The organism is Aliihoeflea aestuarii, from assembly GCF_024105665.1.
Taxonomy (GTDB): domain Bacteria; phylum Pseudomonadota; class Alphaproteobacteria; order Rhizobiales; family Rhizobiaceae; genus Aliihoeflea; species Aliihoeflea aestuarii.
Map to the genome: position 1 here is coordinate 152,180 of NZ_JAAAMK010000006.1, position 17,965 is coordinate 170,144.

Genomic DNA, 17,965 nt, shown 5'->3' on the forward strand with positions numbered 1-17,965 from the left:
CGTAAACGTCAAAAAAAACTAGCTGTTGTGCCGACGCCTTTTCGAGCCGGAGGAAGCTTCATGTATCGCGCGCCCGTCGATGACATCGCATTCACCCTGAAGCATGTGGCGGGACTGAGCCCGGCCCTTGAATCGGGCCGGTTCGGCGATCTTTCGGAAGATCTGGTCGACGCGATTCTGGGTGAGGCGGGGCGCTTCGCCGGCGAGGAACTCAGCCCCCTCTACAAGATTGGAGACGAGGTCGGCGCGGTCCACGCAGATGCCGCCGTCACCACGCCGCCCGGTTGGAAAGAGGCTTACCGCCACTGGATCGACGGAGGCTGGAACGGGCTTTCCGGCCCCGAGGAATTCGGCGGCCAAGGCCTGCCGGTCATGCTCGCCATGGCGGCGATGGAGATGTGGAATTCGGCCTCCATAGCCTTCGCGCTCTGCCCGACATTGACGCAGGGCGCTGCCGAAGCGATCGAGGCGCACGGCTCGGACCAGCTCAAGGCGACCTATCTGGAGAAGCTCGTTTCCGGCGAATGGACCGGAACGATGAACCTGACCGAACCGCAGGCCGGCTCCGATCTCGCCGCCCTGCGCACCCGTGCGACGCGCGCCGATGACGGCACCTATCGCATCTTCGGCCAAAAGATATTCATCACCTATGGCGAGCACGATTATACGGATAACATCGTCCATCTGGTCCTTGCGCGCCTTCCCGATGCCCCTGCCGGCACACGGGGAATCTCGCTCTTTCTCGTGCCGAAATTCCTTGTCGACGAGGAGGGGGTTCTCGGCCGCCGCAACGATGCATTCTGCGCCTCGATCGAGGAAAAGCTCGGCATCCACGCTTCACCCACCTGCACCATGATCTTCGGCGATGGCTTCGTGGACGGCGAGGAAAAGGGCGCGGTCGGCTATCTCGTCGGTGAGGAAAATCGCGGCCTTGCCTGCATGTTCACCATGATGAACAACGCGCGCCTGTCCGTCGGCATCGAGGGTGTCGCGGTCGCCGAAGCCGCGTTCCAGAAGGCGCATGCCTATGCGCTGGACCGTCGTCAGGGCAAGGCGAAGGACCATGAAAGCGAGGGCATGGCGCCGATCGTCCATCATCCCGACGTGCAGCGCAATCTCCTGACCATGAAGGCGCTGACGCAGGTTGCGCGCGCGATCTGCTATTCCTGCGCCCACGCGATCGACATGAGCCGGCGGATCGAAGGCGACGACGCCCGCTTCTGGGCCGATCGCGCGGGCCTCTTGACCCCCGTCGCAAAGGCGTTCTCGACCGATATCGGCGTCGAGATGGCGTCCATCGGCCTCCAGATCCACGGCGGCATGGGCTTCATCGAGGAGACCGGCGCGGCCGCACTCTACCGTGACGCCCGCATCGCGCCGATCTATGAAGGCACGAACGGTATCCAGGCGATCGACCTCGTCATGCGCAAGCTGCCGCTCGATGGCGGCAGCGCGGTCATGCGCTACATCGACGAACTTCACACCGACATCGAAGCGGTGCGCACCTCGAACGGCGACGGCTTCGGTGCGACGGCGGAAAAATGCGATGCCGCGCTCAACGATCTGTCCGAAGCGACCGCATGGTTGCAGGAAGCTCTTGGCTCTGGCCGCACGGAAGACGCGCTCGCAGGCGCAACGCCCTATTTGCGGCTGTTCGCTCTGGCTGCGGGCGGTGCCTATCTGGCGCGCGGGGCCGTCGGGGACGAAAGCGGCAAGCGCGTTCCGCTGTGCCGGTTCTACGCCGAAAATCTGATCGAAGAGACGGCCGCCTTGCGCCGCCGCGTGATGGAAGGCTCAACAAGCCTGCGCGAAGCCGCCGCTGCGCTCGTGGGGTGAGGAACGAGCATGATGCCGAAAAGTGGAAGCCGGTTTTCGGACAACATAATGCTCGAATCAGAGGAAAAAGCATGAACGAACATATCCAGATCGAACGCCGCGGCGCTGTCCAGTCGATCCGCATGAACCGGCCGGACAAGAAGAACGCCATCACCCGCGCGATGTATGCCGAAATGGCGAAGGCGTTGACGGATGGCGATGCCGATCCCGAAATCCGCTGCCATGTCATTCTCGGCGTGCCGGGGGCGTTCTCGTCGGGCAACGATCTCGCCGACTTCATGGCTGTCGCGACCGGCGGCGAGGGCGGCCGCGAGGTCTACGATTTCCTGCTCGCGCTGGCCAACGCGCAAAAGCCAATCGTTTCAGGCGTCGACGGCATCGCAGTCGGCATCGGCACGACGATCAATTTGCATTGCGACCTGACCTTCGCCACGCCGCGCACCGAATTCCGCACGCCCTTCGTCGATCTCGGACTGGTGCCCGAAGCCGGTTCCAGCCTTTTGGCCCCTGCGGTCATCGGCCGCCAGCGGGCATTCGCGCTTCTCGGGCTGGGCGAAGGGTTCTCCGCCGAGCGCGCCAGGGAGGCGGGCCTGATCTACGCCGTCGTCGCCGACGCCGACCTCGACGACGCCGTTTTCACAGCAGCGGAGCGCATCGCCGCCAAGCCGCCCGAAGCCCTGAAGATCGCCCGCAATTTCCTCCTCGGCGACCGCACGGCGCTCATCGAGCGGATCGAGGCCGAAGGCGTCGCATTCCGCGAGCGCCTCAAATCCGACGAAGCCCGCAACGCCTTCGTCGCGTTCATGAACCGGAAGAAATAGACGCGTCGTCCTTCATTTGCAGCGCCGCCCACCCGGCTGGAAAGAAGCTCGCATGACGGTTGAGGCATGGATTCCTGTGACGAGCACAGGAATGAAGGCATTGAAGGCTATGCAAGGCGTTAGACCTGCAAGACTGGCGGAAAACATCCCCGCCATCGTCATTCCTGTGCCCGTCACAGGAATCCATGCCTCAACGGTCACACACCGCCGCGCTCTTCACCCTCACTCGTGCTGTCACGGATAAAGCCGCGTCTTCGCCCATCCATCCGCATCCCGCCTGAACTGCACCCGGTCGTGCAGACGGAACGGACGGTCGTGCCAAAACTCGATCTCGACCGGCTTGATGCGAAAGCCCGACCAGTGGGCGGGGCGCGGAATTTCGCCGATCGCGTATCTAGCCGTGTATTCGGCAACGGCTTTTTCGAGCGCGAAACGTCCTTCGAGCGGCCGCGACTGCGCCGAGGCCCATGCACCGACACGGCTGCCGCGCGGGCGGCTTGCGTAATAGGCGTCCGCTTCGGCGTCGCTCACGGTTTCGACCGGCCCGCGCACGCGCACCTGCCGGCGCAGGCTCTTCCAGTGAAAGCACATGGCCGCCTTCATCGAGCCGAGGATTTCGCGCCCCTTGGCGCTATCGTAATTCGTGTAGAAGACGAAGCCCCGTTCCTCGAAACCCTTGAGCAGAACCATGCGCACATTGGGCAGGCCGTCTGCATCGACGGTCGCAAGCGCGACGGCGTTCGGGTCGTTGATTTCGGCTTCGCCCGCGTCTTTCAGCCACTGCGAAAAAAGCGCATAAGGTTCGCTTTCCTCGGTAAAATCAGTGTTTGTTAACCCCGACTGCGACATTGTAGGCCTCCGCGCATGATTGAGGCTGGAGATGACGCATTGTTGCATCCGTTGCAAGCGATGGCGATGACGCTGCGCCGTTTGGCGCCAGCGCTCGGCTGCGCGCTGGTCGTGACCGCCTGCGGCTCGCGCGGCGTCACGCTCGACGACATTGCCAAGGATACGTCCATCATTACCGGCTCGGTCTCGTCCTCGGCCAAGCCGAAAGACACGACCGAAATTTCCGACGCCGCGACCATCCGCAACGTCGTCTCCGCGCTCGATCTCGATGCCGGCGCGCCGACGCTCCTTGCCTGGGCCAATGCCGAGACCGGTTCGCGCGGTGCGTTGAGCGGGATCAGCGAGCACAGCGAAAGCGGCACGCTGTGCCGCCGTTTCGAGGCCACACGCGAAAGTTTCGATGGCGTCGCGATCTATCAGGGCGAATCGTGCCTTGCGTCCGGCGGAATATGGGCGATGACCGCTTTCGACCGGCTCTGATGCCATTGAACACTGGAATATCATGGCCTTCGAGAGCATATAAAAGCCGACAAAACCTCACTCTCGGGCAAGGCAAACACGATGCGCGATCCCTATTCGGTGCTGGGCGTTGCCAGGAACGCCTCGGCCAAGGACATCAAGTCGGCATTCCGCAAGCTGGCGAAGAAATATCATCCGGACCAGAACACGGATGACCCCAAAGCTGCCGAACGGTTCGGCGAAGCCAACCAGGCCTACGAGATCGTCGGCGACGAGGAAAAGCGCGCCCGGTTCGATCGCGGCGAGATCGACGCGACCGGAAAGCCGCGCTTCACGGGTTTCGAGGGCGCGGCTGGGGGCGGCGATCCGTTCGGCGGCTTCAGCCGTGCCGGCGGCGGGCCGGGCAACGCGAATTTCGAGTTCCGCACGGCGCGTGGCGGCGATGGGGACGACATATTCAGCCACATATTCGGGCAGGCGTTTCGCCAGCAAGGTGCGGGAGCCGGGCCGCAGGCAAGCGCCGGCCCGCGCCGCCAGCCGCGCGGCGCGGACCTTTCGGCCACGCTCGACGTGACGATCGAAGAAGTGGCGACCGCCGCCAAGGTTACCGCTGCCTTTTCCGATGGTCGCAGGATCGCGGTCAAGCTGCCTGCCTTCCTGGAAGACGGCCAGACGATCCGCCTCAAGGGGCAGGGCGAGCAGGTCACGCTCGGCGAGCCGGGCGACGCGCTGGTGAAAATCCACTTCAGGCCGCATCCGCTCTATCGTCTGGACGGGCGAGATCTTCATGTCGATCTGCCGGTCGCATTGGAAGATGCCGTGCTGGGGGAAAAGCTGGCTGTCGAAACGCCGACGGGCCGGCTGGCCGTATCCATCCCCGCGTGGTCGAGCTCCGACAAGCGCCTGCGCCTCAAGGGCAAGGGCTTGCCGTTGAAGTCGGGCGGCCATGGCGACCTCTATGTCCATGTCGCCGTCATGCTGCCCATGGACCGGGACGAGGACCTCGAAGCGCTGATGCGCGCCCGCCGTGCGTCATGATCGTTCCCGTTGCGGCTTGATGCCGTACACCCTCTATGCGATAGGCTCGGGCTCAGAGCATGGTGCAGCCAAGTGGAATCACTTGGCGTCGCAGACATGCGGCTAAATAATTAGTTAGACCATGATGTCGTCCGAAAACCGGTTCCCACTTTTCGGCATCATGGTCTAAGTGACTTGCGTCGAGGAAATGACATGGCAGGTGGAAACGGATTGATGGCTGGCAAGCGCGGCCTCATCATGGGCGTCGCTAACAACCGTTCGATCGCGTGGGGCATTGCCAAGGCATGCGCCGAGCAAGGTGCCGAACTGGCCTTCACCTGGCAGGGCGACGCCTTGAAGAAGCGCGTCGAGCCGCTCGCAGCCGAACTTGGCGCCGTCATGGCCGGCCATTGCGACGTGACCGACATGGCCTCGATCGATACGGTTTTCGCCGAACTCGAAAAGAAATGGGGCAAGCTCGACTTCCTCGTCCACGCGATCGGCTTTTCCGACAAGGACGAACTCGTCGGCCGTTATGTCGACACCTCGCACGCCAATTTCCTGCGCACCATGGACGTGTCCGTCTATTCATTCACTGCAGTCGCACAGCGTGCCGAGAAACTGATGGCCGACGGCGGATCGATGCTGACCATGACCTATTACGGCGCCGAAAAGGTCATGCCGAACTACAATGTCATGGGCGTCGCCAAGGCCGCGCTCGAAGCGTCCGTGCAGTATCTGGCCGTCGATCTCGGTCCAAAAAACATCCGCGTCAACGCGATTTCGGCAGGCCCCATCAAGACGCTTGCCGCCTCCGGCATCGGCGATTTCCGCTACATTTTGAAGTGGAACGAATACAACGCACCGCTGCGCCGCACCGTGACGATCGACGAGGTCGGCCAGACCGGCGTCTACCTTCTGTCGGACATGTCGCGCGGCATGACCGGCGAAGTGCTGCATGTCGATTCGGGCTATCACGTCGTCGGCATGAAGGCCGTAGACGCGCCGGACATCGCGACCGTCAAGGACTGACCTTTCGCGGGGATTTGACCGGGCTCGCCTTGCCGCACGGGATGCGGCCGGGCTAAACCGCTCGTCATGGCAACGATCAGCTACTTCATCCGGCACGGGCAGACCGACTGGAACGCGACCTTTCGCCTGCAAGGTCAGGCGGATACCGACCTGAACGCGCTGGGGCGCGCGCAGGCCGACCGCAACGGAGCGAGACTCGCCGAAATCGAACCTGATGTCGCGTCGTTCCACTTCGTCGCCAGCCCGCTGAAACGCACATGCGAAACGATGGAGCGGGTTCGTCTCGGCGCCGGTCTCGCCCGCCGGGGATACGTTACCGATCCGCGCCTCATGGAACTCAATTTCGGCGACTGGCAGGGCTATACGATGGCCGAGGTCGAGGCACACATGCCAGGCGCCGCGGCGTCGCGAAATGCCGACAAATGGCATTTCCTGCCGCCCGGCGAGGCCGCCGAAAGCTATGAGGGCCTGACGGCCCGCTTTCGTCCGTTCTTCGAGGAAATCGACCGGCCGACCGTGTGCGTCGCCCATGGCGGCATCATCCGCGCGCTGTTCCACCTCGTCGGCGGCATGGCTGCAGACAAGGCGGCCGTTCTCGATGTGCCTCAGGACAGGATATTGCGCTGGGACGGGGAAAGGCTGGAGTGGCTGTAGCCGGTCAAGGCTTTGTAGGCGAACCGAAGAGGCATGGATTCCTGTGACGAGCATAGGAATGACGGCATCAAGGGTGTTGCCAACCGCCAAAATTGGGGATTTGCAGCGACCTGAAATGCACTTGTCATTCCTGTGCTCGTCACAGGAATCCACGCCTCGCCATCTCCACCGGATCGCCCGGCAAACTGCCTCAGTTCCCCAGATCCACATCAGTGATCTGGTTCTCGCCATCGATTTCTTCATAGGCGAGAAACACATCCATCCCTTCCGAAAGCGACTCGACGTCGAATTCGCCCGGCAGTTTGTAGCTGTTGCCGTTCTCCAGCGTGATTGTCATCGTCTCACGGTCGATCTGTGCGATCGGGCCTTCGTCGTTTGCGGCGAGGGCTGCGCCGGCGAAAAGGACCGCTGAGGCGGTGAGCGTTGTGAGCAGGCGCATGGGATCGAACCTCCGGACTGGCTTTGCGCCGTCCGTCATTATGGTTGGCGGCGCGCACGACAGCGCCTTTGAACCGAAACAATGTGTCAAAACTCCGCGCGGTTTGACCGGCCGTCAAAAGGCCAATAGAAGCAGCGCCAAAGGGCAGGAAACGGGCAATGTCGCACAACACGTTCGGGCATCTTTTTCGCGTGACAACCTGGGGCGAAAGCCATGGTGCGGCAATCGGCTGCGTCGTCGACGGGTGTCCGCCCGGCATCCGTTTCAGACTCGCCGACATTCAGGCGGACCTTGATCGCCGCCGGCCCGGCAAGTCGCGTTTCGTCACTCAGCGGCAGGAGCCGGATCAGGTCCGGATTCTTTCCGGCATCCTTGAAGACGGCGACGAACTCGTCACGACCGGCACGCCGGTTTCCATGCTGATCGAGAATGTGGACCAGCGATCGAAGGACTATGGTGAGATCGCCCGGCAATATCGTCCCGGCCATGCCGACTACACCTATGACGTGAAATATGGCCTGCGCGACTATCGCGGCGGGGGGCGTTCCTCGGCGCGCGAGACGGCGGCGCGTGTGGCGGCCGGTGCGCTCGCCCGCAAGGTCGTTCCCGGCCTCGTCGTGCGCGGCGCGCTTGTCTCCATCGGCGTCAAGGATATCGACCGCGCGAACTGGGATTGGGACTTCATCGATTCGCCAGAAAACCCGTTCTTCACGCCTGATCCGGCCTCGGTGCCCGTCTTCGAAACCTATCTCGACGGCATCCGCAAGGCGGGCTCCTCGGTCGGCGCGATCGTCGAGATCGTTGCCGACGGCGTTCCGGCCGGCCTCGGCGCGCCGATCTACGCCAAGCTCGATCAGGAGATCGCATCCGGCCTGATGTCGATCAATGCGGTCAAGGGCGTGGAGATCGGCAACGGCTTCGAGGCGGCCCGCATCACCGGCGAGGAAAACGCCGACGAGATGCGCATGGGCAATGACGGCCCGCGCTTCCTGTCCAACAAGGCAGGCGGCATCCTTGGCGGCATCTCCACCGGCCAGCCCGTCATCGCGCGTTTCGCCGTCAAGCCGACCTCGTCGATCCTTGCGACGCGCCAGTCGCTCGACGTCGACGGCAACGAGGTCGACGTGCGCACCAAAGGTCGCCACGATCCGTGTGTCGGCATCCGCGCCGTGCCGATCGGCGAGGCCATGGTCGCCTGCGCGATCGCCGACCACTATCTGAGACATCGAGGACAAACGGGGAAGTGAAGGGAACAGGGAAAAAAGGGAGTAGGGAACAGGGAAGTAATGAATACAGCACCTGCCCGACCTCCCATCTTTCCCTCTTCCCTTTTTCCCCTATTCCCTTACTGCCTTACTCCCCAATGCTTGCGAACGAAGTGACCCCCATGCCCTACGACCAGAAGAAAATCGTCGAAGCCATCCGCGCTTTCGAAAACGGCGAGATCGTCGTCGTCATGGACGATGACGGGCGCGAGAACGAGGGTGATCTGATCGTCGCGGCGGTGCATTGTACGCCCGAAAAGATGGCCTTCATCGTGCGCCATACGTCCGGCATCGTCTGCACGCCGATGACGCGCGAAGACGCCAAGCGGCTCAACCTCAACCCCATGGTCGCCGACAATGACGCGCCGCATTCCACGGCCTTCACGATCTCGGTGGATTTCAAGCACGGCACGACGACCGGCATTTCGGCCGACGACCGCACCTTGACGGTTCGCAATTTGGCCAACGGCAATGTCGGCGCGTCCGACTTCGTCCGTCCCGGTCACATCTTCCCGCTGGTGGCGCGGGAGGGCGGCGTCTTGATGCGCTCCGGCCATACCGAAGCGGCCGTCGATCTGTGCAAGCTCGCCGGCCTGCCGGCGGTCGGCGTCATCTGCGAACTCGTCAATGACGACGGCTCGGTCATGCGCGGTCCGCAGGTGCAGGACTTCGCGAAAAAGAATGGCCTCAGGGAAGTCTCCGTTGCCGATCTCATCGCCTATCGCCAGCGCCAGGAAACGCTCATCGAGCGGGTCAGCGATTTCGAGATCGAAACGCCTTCCGGCAAGGCGCGGGCGCTGACCTATCGCCTGCCTTGGGACACGATGCACCACCTCGCCATCGTCTATGGCGACATTCGCGACGGTCGCGACGTGCCGGTACGCCTGCATATTGAGGACGTGGTGACGGACGTGTTCGGCCCACGCACCGTCCTAGAGCGCGCCATGACGCGCTTCGGGGAGGATCGCGGCGTTCTCGTCTATCTGCGTGAAGGCTCCGTCGGCGTCGGGCACACGGGTCGCAATCGTGCGCAGGGCGGCGACGCCGAGGCGCATGAGGAGGCGCTGCGCCGTGAGGACGAATGGCGCGAGATCGGCCTGGGCGCGCAGATCCTGCGCGATCTCGGCATCTCCTCGATCAGGCTCCTGTCGTCGCGCACGCGCCACTATGTCGGGCTCGAAGGCTTCGGCATCGAGATCGCCTCGACCGAGATCGTTGAATCCTGATCGCTGTTGATCGTCATCATCGAATCGGATCGGGGCGTGGTCACGCGCCCTGATTGCCCCTATATCGGGGCATGGTCACACGTCTTTATACGCACCCCATCTATCTCGAACATCTGATGCCCGCCGGTCACCCGGAAAGGCCGGATCGCCTTCGCGCGCTCGAACGCGCGCTTGAGGACGAAACCTTCGATCGGCTGGATCGCCAGCTTGCGCCCATGGGTGACCCGGAAACGGTGCTTTACGCACATCCGCAGCATTATCTCGACAACATCCGCTCCCTGATCCCGAGCGAAGGGCTGGCGCGGATCGACGGCGATACGACGGTCAGCCCGAAGAGCCTCGATGCCGCACTCACCGCTGTCGGGGCCGCCAACGCCGCCGTCGACGACGTGTTCGCAGGCAGGGCCGACAATGTCTTCGTCGCCTCGCGTCCGCCCGGCCACCACGCCGAGAAAGTCACGGCGATGGGGTTCTGCCTGTTCAACAACGCCGCGATCGCCGCACGCCACGCCCAGAAGGCGCATGGCGTCGAACGCGTCGCCATCGTGGATTGGGACGTTCATCACGGCAACGGCACGCAGGACATCTTCTACGACGATCCGTCTGTTCTCTACTGCTCCACCCACCAGATGCCGCTCTATCCGGGCACCGGCGCCAAGTCGGAGACAGGCGCCGGCAACATCGTCAACGCGCCGCTCGATCCGGGCACCGGCAGCGAGACGTTTCGGGACGCGTTCACCTCGCGCGTGCTGCCCTCCATCGATTCGTTCCAGCCCGACCTGATCATCATCTCCGCCGGCTTCGATGCCCACCGGCTCGACCCGCTCGCCGAAATCAATCTCGTAGAAGACGATTTCGACTGGGCGACCGCCGAATTGATGGACCGTGCCGGCCGCTTTTCGAACAATCGCCTCGTTTCGCTGCTCGAAGGCGGCTACGACCTCGAAGGGTTGGCCTTTTCCGCCGCCGCCCACATTGCCCGCCTGATGAAGGGATGACCATGACCGAAACGACCGAAACCCCGAACGCGGACATCAAGGCGATGAGCTTCGAGCAGGCGCTGGAAGCTCTGGAGCGTATCGTGGACGATCTGGAACGCGGCGACGTGCCACTCGACCAGTCCATCCGCATCTACGAGCGCGGCGAGGCGCTGAAGGCGCATTGCGATTATCTCTTGAAGGCCGCCGAAGACAAGGTTGAAAAGATTCGCCTTTCCCGCGACGGCAGACCGTCCGGGATCGAGCCGCTCGACGGGGAGTAACTTGCGCAAGGTCAGGTGCTGCATTATCTTAGCCAGACTTGGCTAAGGAGGCCGTGATGACCACCGTCAACATGCTTCAGGCAAAAACGACATTGTCGCGTCTCGTCGACGCCATCGAAAGCGGCGCCGAGAGCGAGATCGTCATCGCGCGCAACGGCAAGCCCGCTGCCAAGCTCGTGCCTCTGGACGCACCGGGTAAGAAGAGTATCCGCTTCGGCCTTGCCGAGGGCAAATATCCTCCGATGGACTTCGAGGCATTCCAGGCAATGGATGCCGAGATCGAAGCGATGTTTCTGGCCGAAGACCCGCCACGCAAGTGAGACTATTGCTCGACACGCATGTTGCGATCTGGTCGGTAAATCTGCCTAAGCGCATCCCGCAACATATCCGCGATACCATCTCGGAAAACGCGGGCGAGGTTGCCGTTTCTGTAGCCAGTGTTTGGGAAATCGCGATCAAGCACCAGCTCGGCCGAATTGATGCACCGCCGTTTTCAGGCCATCAGGCCATAATCGAGTTCGAGGCGGCAGGTTTTCAGTTGCTCCCCGTCGAGGCTCGACACGCCGCCTTCGTCGAGCGCCTGCCTCTTATCCATTCCGATCCGTTCGACCGCCTGATGCTGGCGCAATCGATTGTCGAGGGCATGCAGTTCGTCACGTATGATCGGCATCTTTCGCGCTATGATACGGCGGTCCTGACCTGGCCATAAGCTTCCCTGTCGAGCTGGCGCAAAAGCGCGCACTCTCCTGCGGAAAGGTCGAACGCATTTACTTTCGCAGGCCAAGTCACTATCTCCCACGCTAACGTGCGACGAGAAATCATGGCCCTATTCAAATCCCCGCCCGACACGCCGCTTCTGGATCAGGTCAAGGTTCCGGCCGACCTGCGCCGTCTGAAGGAAGGCGAACTTCCCCAGCTTGCCGACGAGTTGCGCCAGGAGATGATCGACGCCGTCTCGCAGACCGGCGGCCATCTCGGCGCGGGTCTCGGGGTGGTCGAACTGACCGTCGCGCTGCACTACGTTTTCGACACACCCGCCGACCGCATCATCTGGGATGTCGGCCATCAGGCCTATCCCCACAAGATTCTCACCGGCCGGCGCGAGCGCATCCGCACGCTGCGGCAGGAAAACGGCCTGTCCGGTTTCACCAAGCGTTCGGAAAGCGAATACGACCCCTTCGGCGCGGCGCATTCCTCGACCTCGATCTCGGCCGGTCTCGGCATGGCCGTGGCGCGCGATCTTTCTGGCGGCGCGAACAACGTTATTGCCGTCATCGGTGACGGCGCGATGTCGGCCGGCATGGCCTATGAGGCGATGAACAATGCCGGCGCGCTCGACGCGCGGCTGATCGTGATCCTCAATGACAACGACATGTCGATCGCTCCGCCCTCCGGAGCGATGAGCCACTATCTGGCGCGCCTCGCATCGGGCTCGACCTATGCCGGCATCCGCGATTTCGGCAAGAAGCTTACCTCCTATCTCGGCAAGCGCGCCGACAAGGCGATCACCCGCGCGGTGGAACATGCGCGCGGCTATGTCACCGGCGGCACGCTGTTCGAGGAACTCGGCTTTTTCCATATCGGTCCCATCGATGGGCACAATCTGGAACATCTCGTCCCGGTCCTGAAGAATGTGCGCGAGAACGGGCAGGGGCCTGTCCTGATCCATGTCGTGACCAAAAAGGGCAAGGGCTACGCACCTGCCGAGGAAGCGGCCGACAAATATCACGGCGTATCGAAATTCGACGTCATCTCCGGCGCACAGACGAAAGCCCCCGCGAATGCGCCGTCCTACACGAAGGTCTTCGCGGACGCGCTCGTTCAGGAAGCGCAGGAGGACGAGAAGATCGTCGCGGTGACCGCCGCCATGCCCTCCGGCACCGGTCTCGATACCTTCGGCAAGGCATTTCCCGAGCGTACCTTCGATGTCGGAATCGCCGAGCAGCATGGCGTTACTTTTGCCGCCGGTTTGGCCACCGAGGGCTACAAACCCTTCGCCACCATCTATTCGACCTTCCTTCAGCGCGCCTACGATCAGGTTGTCCATGACGTGGCGATCCAGAAGCTGCCGGTGCGCTTTCCGATCGACCGTGCCGGTTTCGTCGGTGCCGACGGCGCGACGCATTGCGGCGCTTTCGACGTAACTTACCTTGCGTCGCTGCCCGGTTTCGTCGTCATGGCGGCCGCCGACGAGGCGGAACTGAAGCACATGGTCCGCACCGCAGCCGCCTATGATGACGGTCCAATCTCGTTCCGCTACCCGCGCGGCAACGGCGTCGGCGTCGAGATGCCTGCGCGTGGCGAGATACTGGAAATCGGCAAGGGCCGCATTGTCAAGCAAGGCACCAAGGTCGCGCTTCTCTCCTTCGGCACACGATTGGCCGATTGCCTGCTCGCAGCCGAGGAACTCGAGGCGGCCGGCCTGTCCACCACGGTCGCCGACGCACGTTTCGCCAAGCCGCTTGACGAGAATCTGGTCCGTCGTCTGGCGCGGGAGCACGAGGTGCTGCTCACCGTCGAGGAAGGCGCGATCGGCGGCTTTGCAAGCCACGTCCTGCATTTCCTTGCCCATGACGGGCTGCTCGAAACCGGCATCAAGGTCCGCCCGTTGATCCTGCCGGACGAATTTACCGACCATGCCAAGCCCGAAAAGATGTATGCGGACGCCGGCCTCGATTCGGCCGGCATCGTTCGCACCGTCTTTTCCGCACTGGGCCGCGACCACGCCGCTGCGACGGCGTGATCTTCAGCCGAGGGAAGCGGCCAGAAAACTCGCAAGAGCCGCAAGGCCAAGCACCGTGCGAACTGCGTGCAGCCGGTTCCATTGCCGCAACGAGGTAGTGGCATCGTCCGGCATTTCATCGAGGCGCTTGTTCAACGGCATCATCACGAAAAGCGTATACGGCCAGTTCGTGATCATCAGCAGCGCGCCGGCGAGCCACAACCAGTCGCCGGACATCCACCAGGCCGCCGCGCCACAGACGAACCGGCGATCGCAAGGCTGGCCTGCATGGCAAAGCCTCGCTTGTAGGCAGGCTTCCATTGCGCGAGCGCTGCCGTAGAAGGAAGCGTCATGCGCGCCGGATGCTCGGTGAAATTGATGTAGAAGGCGGCGCCGGAAAACAGCGCCGCGACCGCGATGGCGATTTGGCCAACGAACATCTACCTAACCCTTCTGCCGAATGAATCGTCAGCGCTGCCGCCCTTGCGTCCTGCCGATCCTTGCCTCAAAGAGCCTGAATGACCATCGGTTCCCGAAATTCATCTCGCCTCGACGAGCTTCTTGTGGTGCGCGGCCTGTTTGCCTCGCGTTCGCGGGCACGCGACGCCGTCCTGCGCGGCACGGTCGAGGTTGACGGTGTCAAGGCAACGAAGCCGGGCGCGACCTTTGCGATCGATGCCGCCCTTTCGGTGGACGATCCGGCGCAAAATTACGTCTCGCGCGCGGCGCTCAAGCTGATCCACGCACTCGATGTGTTCAGCCTCGATCCAAATGGCGCGCTGGCGCTCGATATCGGCGCCTCGACCGGCGGCTTCACGCAGGTTCTGCTCGAACGCGGCGCATCGCACGTCTTCGCCGTCGATGTCGGTCACGGCCAATTTGACGCCGGGCTCGCCGCCGATCCGCGTGTATCCTCCATCGAGGGGCTGAACGCGCGTGACCTGTCTCTGGCCGATCTGGACGGTCAGACACCCGATTTTCTCGTCACCGACGTGTCCTTCATTTCGCTGAAACTCGCGCTGCCGCCCGCTCTCGACCTTGCGGCTCCCGGTGCGCGGGGCGTCTTTCTGGTCAAGCCGCAATTCGAAGCGGGACGCGACGCGATCGGCAAGGGCGGCCTGTTGCGCAATCCGGCCGATGCCGACCGCGTCGCAGATGAGTTGCGCGAGTGGCTGGACGACGTTCCGAGCTGGCGCGTGACGGGTGTGGTCCCGTCCCCCATCGAAGGCGGCGACGGGAACCGCGAATTTCTCATGGCCGGAGTGAAAGATCGATGAGCGCTGTTTTGACCATCGATCATCTGGGCGCGCAGGGCGACGGCGTCGCGGCGACGTCTGCCGGTCAGGTGTTCGTGCCGTTCACGCTTGCCGGCGAGCGGGTGACGGTCGCCGTCACCAAAGGGCGGGGCGATCTGCTCGCCATTATCGATGCCGCACGCGAGCGCGTAGATCCCGCCTGTCGTCATTTCGGCACCTGCGGCGGCTGCGCGCTCCAGCACATGGAGATGTCGGCCTATCTGGGCTGGAAGCGCGACAAGGTCGCCGCCGCATTGACGGGCAGGGGCATCGATGCACCCGTCGCCGATATCGTCGCCTGCGCGCCGCATTCGCGCCGCCGCGTCGTCTTTGCCGCCCGCCGCACCGAAAAGGCGATGCTGCTCGGCTACAATCAGGCACTGTCGCATCAGATCATCGATATCGCGGAATGCCCGATTTCGGTTCCCGTCATCGTCGAGGCGCTGCCGCAACTGCGCCAATTGGCGGGCATCCTGTGCAACACCGGCGACGCGTTCAAGATGTCGGTGACGGCGACGACGAGCGGCCTCGATATCGAGTTCCGCGACGCAGGCAAGCTGACCGACACCGCGCGCCACGCAGCATCCCGTTTCGCGCTCGATGCCGGCTTCGCGCGCGTCAGTGCGGATGGCGAAATCGTTATCGAACCCGTCAAACCGATGCTGCCTGCCGGCGATGTGCCGGTCGATCTTCCACCCGGCGCTTTCGTTCAGGCCGTTGCCTCCGCCGAAGAGGCGATGGCCGATCTCGTCGCCGGCCATCTGCGCCGCGCGAAAAACGTTACCGATCTTTTCTGCGGCTGGGGCACCTTCGCGCTGCGACTGGCCAAGCGCAGTCAGGTCCACGCGGTGGAGGCCCACCAGCCCGCGCTCGACGCGCTCGACCGCGCGTTTCGCTTTGGCGAGGGGCTGAAGCGCGTGACGACGGAACGGCGCGATCTGTTCCGCCGTCCCGTGACGTTCAAGGAACTCGACGCCAGATTCGACGGGCTCGTCTTCGACCCGCCCCGCGCCGGGGCCGAGGATCAGGCAACGCAGATCGCCCGCTCGAACGTGCCCTATGTGGCGGCCGTCTCCTGCAATCCGGTCACGCTCGCGCGCGACCTCGAAATCCTGATTGCAGGCGGCTACACGCTCAAATCCGTCACGCCGGTCGACCAGTTTCTCTGGTCGGCGCATGTCGAAGCCGTCGCGCTCCTGGAAAAGCCGAGGAAGCGGCGCTGAACGGGCCGTTTGCGCCGGCCCATTCCTTGCCGAGCAGACGACTGGAAGTTTAGTGGCATGGACCCCTGTGACGAGCACAGGGGTGACGGGATAGATGGTTTTTGCCAATCGGCGACGCTGGCGACTTCCATCAACCGTTCCGCCGTCACCCCTGTGCTCGTCACAGGGGTCCATGCCTCGCAATCGCCGTCACGCCGATGGTGCAATGCTGCCCGGCGTCAGCCACCCAGTATCCGCTCGACAAACACCGGCACGATCTCCGTCGCTTTTCCGTAATGCGCTTCGGCGAAATGGCTGCGCCCTTCGGACGGTTCGAGGTTAAGCTCCACCGTATGCGCGCCGGCGAACTTCGCTTCCTCCACGAAACCGGCGGCCGGATAGACATTGCCGCTGGTGCCGATCGAGACGAACAGGTCGCACAGCGCGATCGCGGCCGAAATGCGCTCCATCTGGTAGGGCATCTCGCCGAACCAGACCACGTCGGGGCGCAGATGGCCGGTGCTGCCGCACGCCCCGCAGATGGAGAACGCGTCCATGTCTTCCCTCCAGCCATGGCGCGTGCCGCAGCGGACGCACAACGCGCGCGCGAGTTCGCCGTGCATATGGACAAGTCGCTGCGATCCGGCGCGCTCGTGCAAATCGTCGATGTTCTGGGTGACGAACAGGACATTGCCTGAAAATTCCCGCTCCAGCTTTGCAAGCGCGATATGCGCCGCATTCGGCTGGATTCCTTTCAGCCCCTGCCGGCGCTGATTGTAAAAATCATGGACAAGGCTTGGATTGCGCGCGAAGCCTTCTGGCGTCGCAACATCCCGATAATCCACCTTCGCCCAGATGCCGCCTTCGTCCCGGAACGTGTCCACGCCCGATTCGGCGGAAATTCCGGCGCCGGTCAAGATCACGATTCGGGACGGCTTGTCGGTCATTGGCTTGAAACGATCCTCAAGTGAGCTTAAATTGAGCGTACAATGATCATATCATGCGCAATTGGAGTTATTTCATGGTTACGCTCGATGCATTCGCTGCGCACTACGGAAGCGACGACACGCCGTTTCTATCCGCCCGCCGCGTTTCCGAAAAGCTCGGCGTGACGATGAGCGAGCTTGCCGGTCTCATCGGGGTCGCGCGCAACACGCTCGCCGCCTCGAAGGGCGCGCGCAAGGTTGATGCGGCACTCAGCCCGCTTGTGCGCATTCTCGCCATGGCGGCCGAGATGTCGGGCAGCGAGGCACGGGCCGCGGTCTGGTTCAAGCACCAGCCTATTCCCGGCTGGTCGGGCAAGACGGCCTACGATCTCGTTCATGACGGCAAGGCCGACAAGGTGCTTGCCTATCTGGAATCGGTGCGCGCCGGCATCTATGCCTGACGGCACGATAGAGCTCTGGCGCGCCTTCGTGCCGCGCTGGTCGTATCTGCCGCTGTCGGGCGAGGGGGCGGCGCGCTTCGGCGGGCGCTGGAATCCGGTCGGCACGCCGGCCATCTACGCGGCACGCGAACTGTCGACCGCATGGGCCGAGTACAATCAGGGTTTCGTCCAGCATCCCGCGCTGATCGCACGGCTGGAGCTTTCCGGGGCGGATCTCGTCGACCTGACGGATGAGGCGACGCTCGAAGCCCTCGGTCTCGATCGATCGATCCACGAGTGCGAATGGCGCTCCATGCTCGATGCCGGTGAAGAACCGGCGACCCACCGCCTTCAGCGAAAACTGGCGCGACAAAAGAAGCACGGCATCATCTATCCGTCCTTCATGTCACCCGGCGGCACCTGCGTGGCGCTATGGGCGTGGAACAGAAAAAACGCGCCAAAGCTGGAAATCACCGACCCGGAAGGCCGGTTGCCGAAATCGCCTGCGTCGTGGCTCTAGA

Annotated in this window: 22 protein-coding genes; 17 read left to right on the forward strand and 5 right to left on the reverse strand. The window is 63.2% G+C overall.

Annotated elements, in window-relative coordinates; translation table 11 throughout:
- The first annotated feature begins 60 nt into the window (after positions 1-60).
- Both GTW25_RS13735 and GTW25_RS13740 read left to right on the forward strand, forming a co-directional pair.
- Positions 61-1,836 carry an acyl-CoA dehydrogenase gene (locus GTW25_RS13735; RefSeq protein ID WP_252912706.1) on the forward strand — a complete coding sequence of 592 codons (1,776 nt, stop codon included), beginning with the start codon at positions 61-63 and terminating at the stop codon, positions 1,834-1,836.
- A 71-nt stretch (positions 1,837-1,907) separates the two neighbouring features.
- Positions 1,908-2,657, forward strand: a complete 750-nt coding sequence (locus GTW25_RS13740; protein ID WP_252912707.1) for a crotonase/enoyl-CoA hydratase family protein — start codon at positions 1,908-1,910, stop codon at positions 2,655-2,657.
- A 234-nt stretch (positions 2,658-2,891) separates the two neighbouring features.
- Here GTW25_RS13740 and pdxH read toward each other — a convergent pair whose 3' ends face one another.
- Entirely contained in the window at positions 2,892-3,506 is a 615-nt protein-coding gene (gene pdxH, locus GTW25_RS13745) for a pyridoxamine 5'-phosphate oxidase (RefSeq protein ID WP_252912708.1), read from the reverse strand.
- 39 nt (positions 3,507-3,545) lie between these two features.
- Here pdxH and GTW25_RS13750 point away from each other — a divergent pair, with 39 nt between their 5' ends.
- The 4 genes from GTW25_RS13750 (at position 3,546) to GTW25_RS13765 (ending at position 6,668) form a co-directional block, all read left to right on the forward strand.
- Entirely contained in the window at positions 3,546-3,986 is a 441-nt protein-coding gene (locus tag GTW25_RS13750; RefSeq protein ID WP_252912709.1) for an RT0821/Lpp0805 family surface protein, read from the forward strand.
- A gap of 81 nt (positions 3,987-4,067) precedes the next feature.
- Entirely contained in the window at positions 4,068-5,003 is a 936-nt protein-coding gene (locus tag GTW25_RS13755) for a DnaJ C-terminal domain-containing protein (RefSeq protein ID WP_252912710.1), read from the forward strand.
- A gap of 192 nt (positions 5,004-5,195) precedes the next feature.
- The gene (gene fabI / locus GTW25_RS13760; protein ID WP_252912711.1) at positions 5,196-6,014 is read left to right on the forward strand and encodes an enoyl-ACP reductase FabI; all 819 of its coding nucleotides are present in this window, start codon (positions 5,196-5,198) and stop codon (positions 6,012-6,014) included.
- A 66-nt stretch (positions 6,015-6,080) separates the two neighbouring features.
- Entirely contained in the window at positions 6,081-6,668 is a 588-nt protein-coding gene (locus GTW25_RS13765; RefSeq protein ID WP_252912712.1) for a histidine phosphatase family protein, read from the forward strand.
- A gap of 190 nt (positions 6,669-6,858) precedes the next feature.
- Here the strand turns inward: GTW25_RS13765 and GTW25_RS13770 are convergent, their stop codons facing one another.
- Positions 6,859-7,107 (reverse strand): DUF1344 domain-containing protein, encoded by a 249-nt coding sequence (locus tag GTW25_RS13770; protein ID WP_252912713.1) that lies wholly within the window; start codon positions 7,105-7,107, stop codon positions 6,859-6,861.
- A 158-nt stretch (positions 7,108-7,265) separates the two neighbouring features.
- Between GTW25_RS13770 and aroC the strand changes: the two genes are divergently transcribed.
- From aroC to dxs, 7 genes are all read left to right on the forward strand, one after another.
- Positions 7,266-8,354 (forward strand): chorismate synthase, encoded by a 1,089-nt coding sequence (gene aroC, locus GTW25_RS13775; RefSeq protein WP_252912714.1) that lies wholly within the window; start codon positions 7,266-7,268, stop codon positions 8,352-8,354.
- Positions 8,355-8,494: 140 nt separating this feature from the next.
- On the forward strand, positions 8,495-9,598 hold the full coding sequence (gene ribB / locus GTW25_RS13780; protein ID WP_252912715.1) for a 3,4-dihydroxy-2-butanone-4-phosphate synthase: 1,104 nt from the start codon (positions 8,495-8,497) through the stop codon (positions 9,596-9,598).
- A 71-nt stretch (positions 9,599-9,669) separates the two neighbouring features.
- Positions 9,670-10,596, forward strand: coding sequence for a histone deacetylase family protein (locus tag GTW25_RS13785; RefSeq protein ID WP_252912716.1), 927 nt, complete (start codon positions 9,670-9,672; stop codon positions 10,594-10,596).
- Between the two features lie 2 nt (positions 10,597-10,598).
- Positions 10,599-10,859 (forward strand): exodeoxyribonuclease VII small subunit, encoded by a 261-nt coding sequence (locus GTW25_RS13790; protein WP_252912717.1) that lies wholly within the window; start codon positions 10,599-10,601, stop codon positions 10,857-10,859.
- A 56-nt stretch (positions 10,860-10,915) separates the two neighbouring features.
- Positions 10,916-11,179, forward strand: a complete 264-nt coding sequence (locus tag GTW25_RS13795) for a type II toxin-antitoxin system Phd/YefM family antitoxin (RefSeq protein WP_252912718.1) — start codon at positions 10,916-10,918, stop codon at positions 11,177-11,179.
- Positions 11,180-11,184: 5 nt separating this feature from the next.
- Positions 11,185-11,568 (forward strand): type II toxin-antitoxin system VapC family toxin, encoded by a 384-nt coding sequence (locus tag GTW25_RS13800; RefSeq protein ID WP_252912719.1) that lies wholly within the window; start codon positions 11,185-11,187, stop codon positions 11,566-11,568.
- A 111-nt stretch (positions 11,569-11,679) separates the two neighbouring features.
- Complete coding sequence (gene dxs, locus GTW25_RS13805) at positions 11,680-13,602, forward strand: 1-deoxy-D-xylulose-5-phosphate synthase (protein ID WP_252912720.1); 1,923 nt, start codon at positions 11,680-11,682, stop codon at positions 13,600-13,602.
- A 3-nt stretch (positions 13,603-13,605) separates the two neighbouring features.
- On the opposite strand, the gene GTW25_RS20705 is transcribed toward dxs, so the two are convergent.
- On the reverse strand, positions 13,606-13,779 hold the full coding sequence (locus GTW25_RS20705; RefSeq protein WP_372493172.1) for an anthrone oxygenase family protein: 174 nt from the start codon (positions 13,777-13,779) through the stop codon (positions 13,606-13,608).
- Positions 13,779-14,021 (reverse strand): hypothetical protein, encoded by a 243-nt coding sequence (locus GTW25_RS20710; RefSeq protein ID WP_372493173.1) that lies wholly within the window; start codon positions 14,019-14,021, stop codon positions 13,779-13,781. The genes GTW25_RS20705 and GTW25_RS20710 overlap by 1 nt, the downstream gene beginning before the upstream one ends.
- Positions 14,022-14,099: 78 nt before the next feature.
- Here GTW25_RS20710 and GTW25_RS13815 point away from each other — a divergent pair, with 78 nt between their 5' ends.
- Complete coding sequence (locus tag GTW25_RS13815) at positions 14,100-14,858, forward strand: TlyA family RNA methyltransferase (RefSeq protein WP_252912721.1); 759 nt, start codon at positions 14,100-14,102, stop codon at positions 14,856-14,858.
- On the forward strand, positions 14,855-16,099 hold the full coding sequence (locus GTW25_RS13820) for a class I SAM-dependent RNA methyltransferase (protein WP_252912722.1): 1,245 nt from the start codon (positions 14,855-14,857) through the stop codon (positions 16,097-16,099). The genes GTW25_RS13815 and GTW25_RS13820 overlap by 4 nt, the downstream gene beginning before the upstream one ends.
- A gap of 218 nt (positions 16,100-16,317) precedes the next feature.
- Here the strand turns inward: GTW25_RS13820 and GTW25_RS13825 are convergent, their stop codons facing one another.
- Positions 16,318-17,025 (reverse strand): NAD-dependent deacylase, encoded by a 708-nt coding sequence (locus GTW25_RS13825; RefSeq protein ID WP_252912723.1) that lies wholly within the window; start codon positions 17,023-17,025, stop codon positions 16,318-16,320.
- Positions 17,026-17,099: 74 nt separating this feature from the next.
- Here GTW25_RS13825 and GTW25_RS13830 point away from each other — a divergent pair, with 74 nt between their 5' ends.
- Together GTW25_RS13830 and GTW25_RS13835 are read left to right on the forward strand one after the other, a co-directional pair.
- Positions 17,100-17,465, forward strand: coding sequence for an antitoxin Xre/MbcA/ParS toxin-binding domain-containing protein (locus tag GTW25_RS13830; RefSeq protein ID WP_252912724.1), 366 nt, complete (start codon positions 17,100-17,102; stop codon positions 17,463-17,465).
- On the forward strand, positions 17,458-17,964 hold the full coding sequence (locus tag GTW25_RS13835) for an RES family NAD+ phosphorylase (protein ID WP_252912725.1): 507 nt from the start codon (positions 17,458-17,460) through the stop codon (positions 17,962-17,964). Before GTW25_RS13830 ends, GTW25_RS13835 begins: the two co-directional genes overlap by 8 nt.
- Position 17,965: the final 1 nt, after the last annotated feature.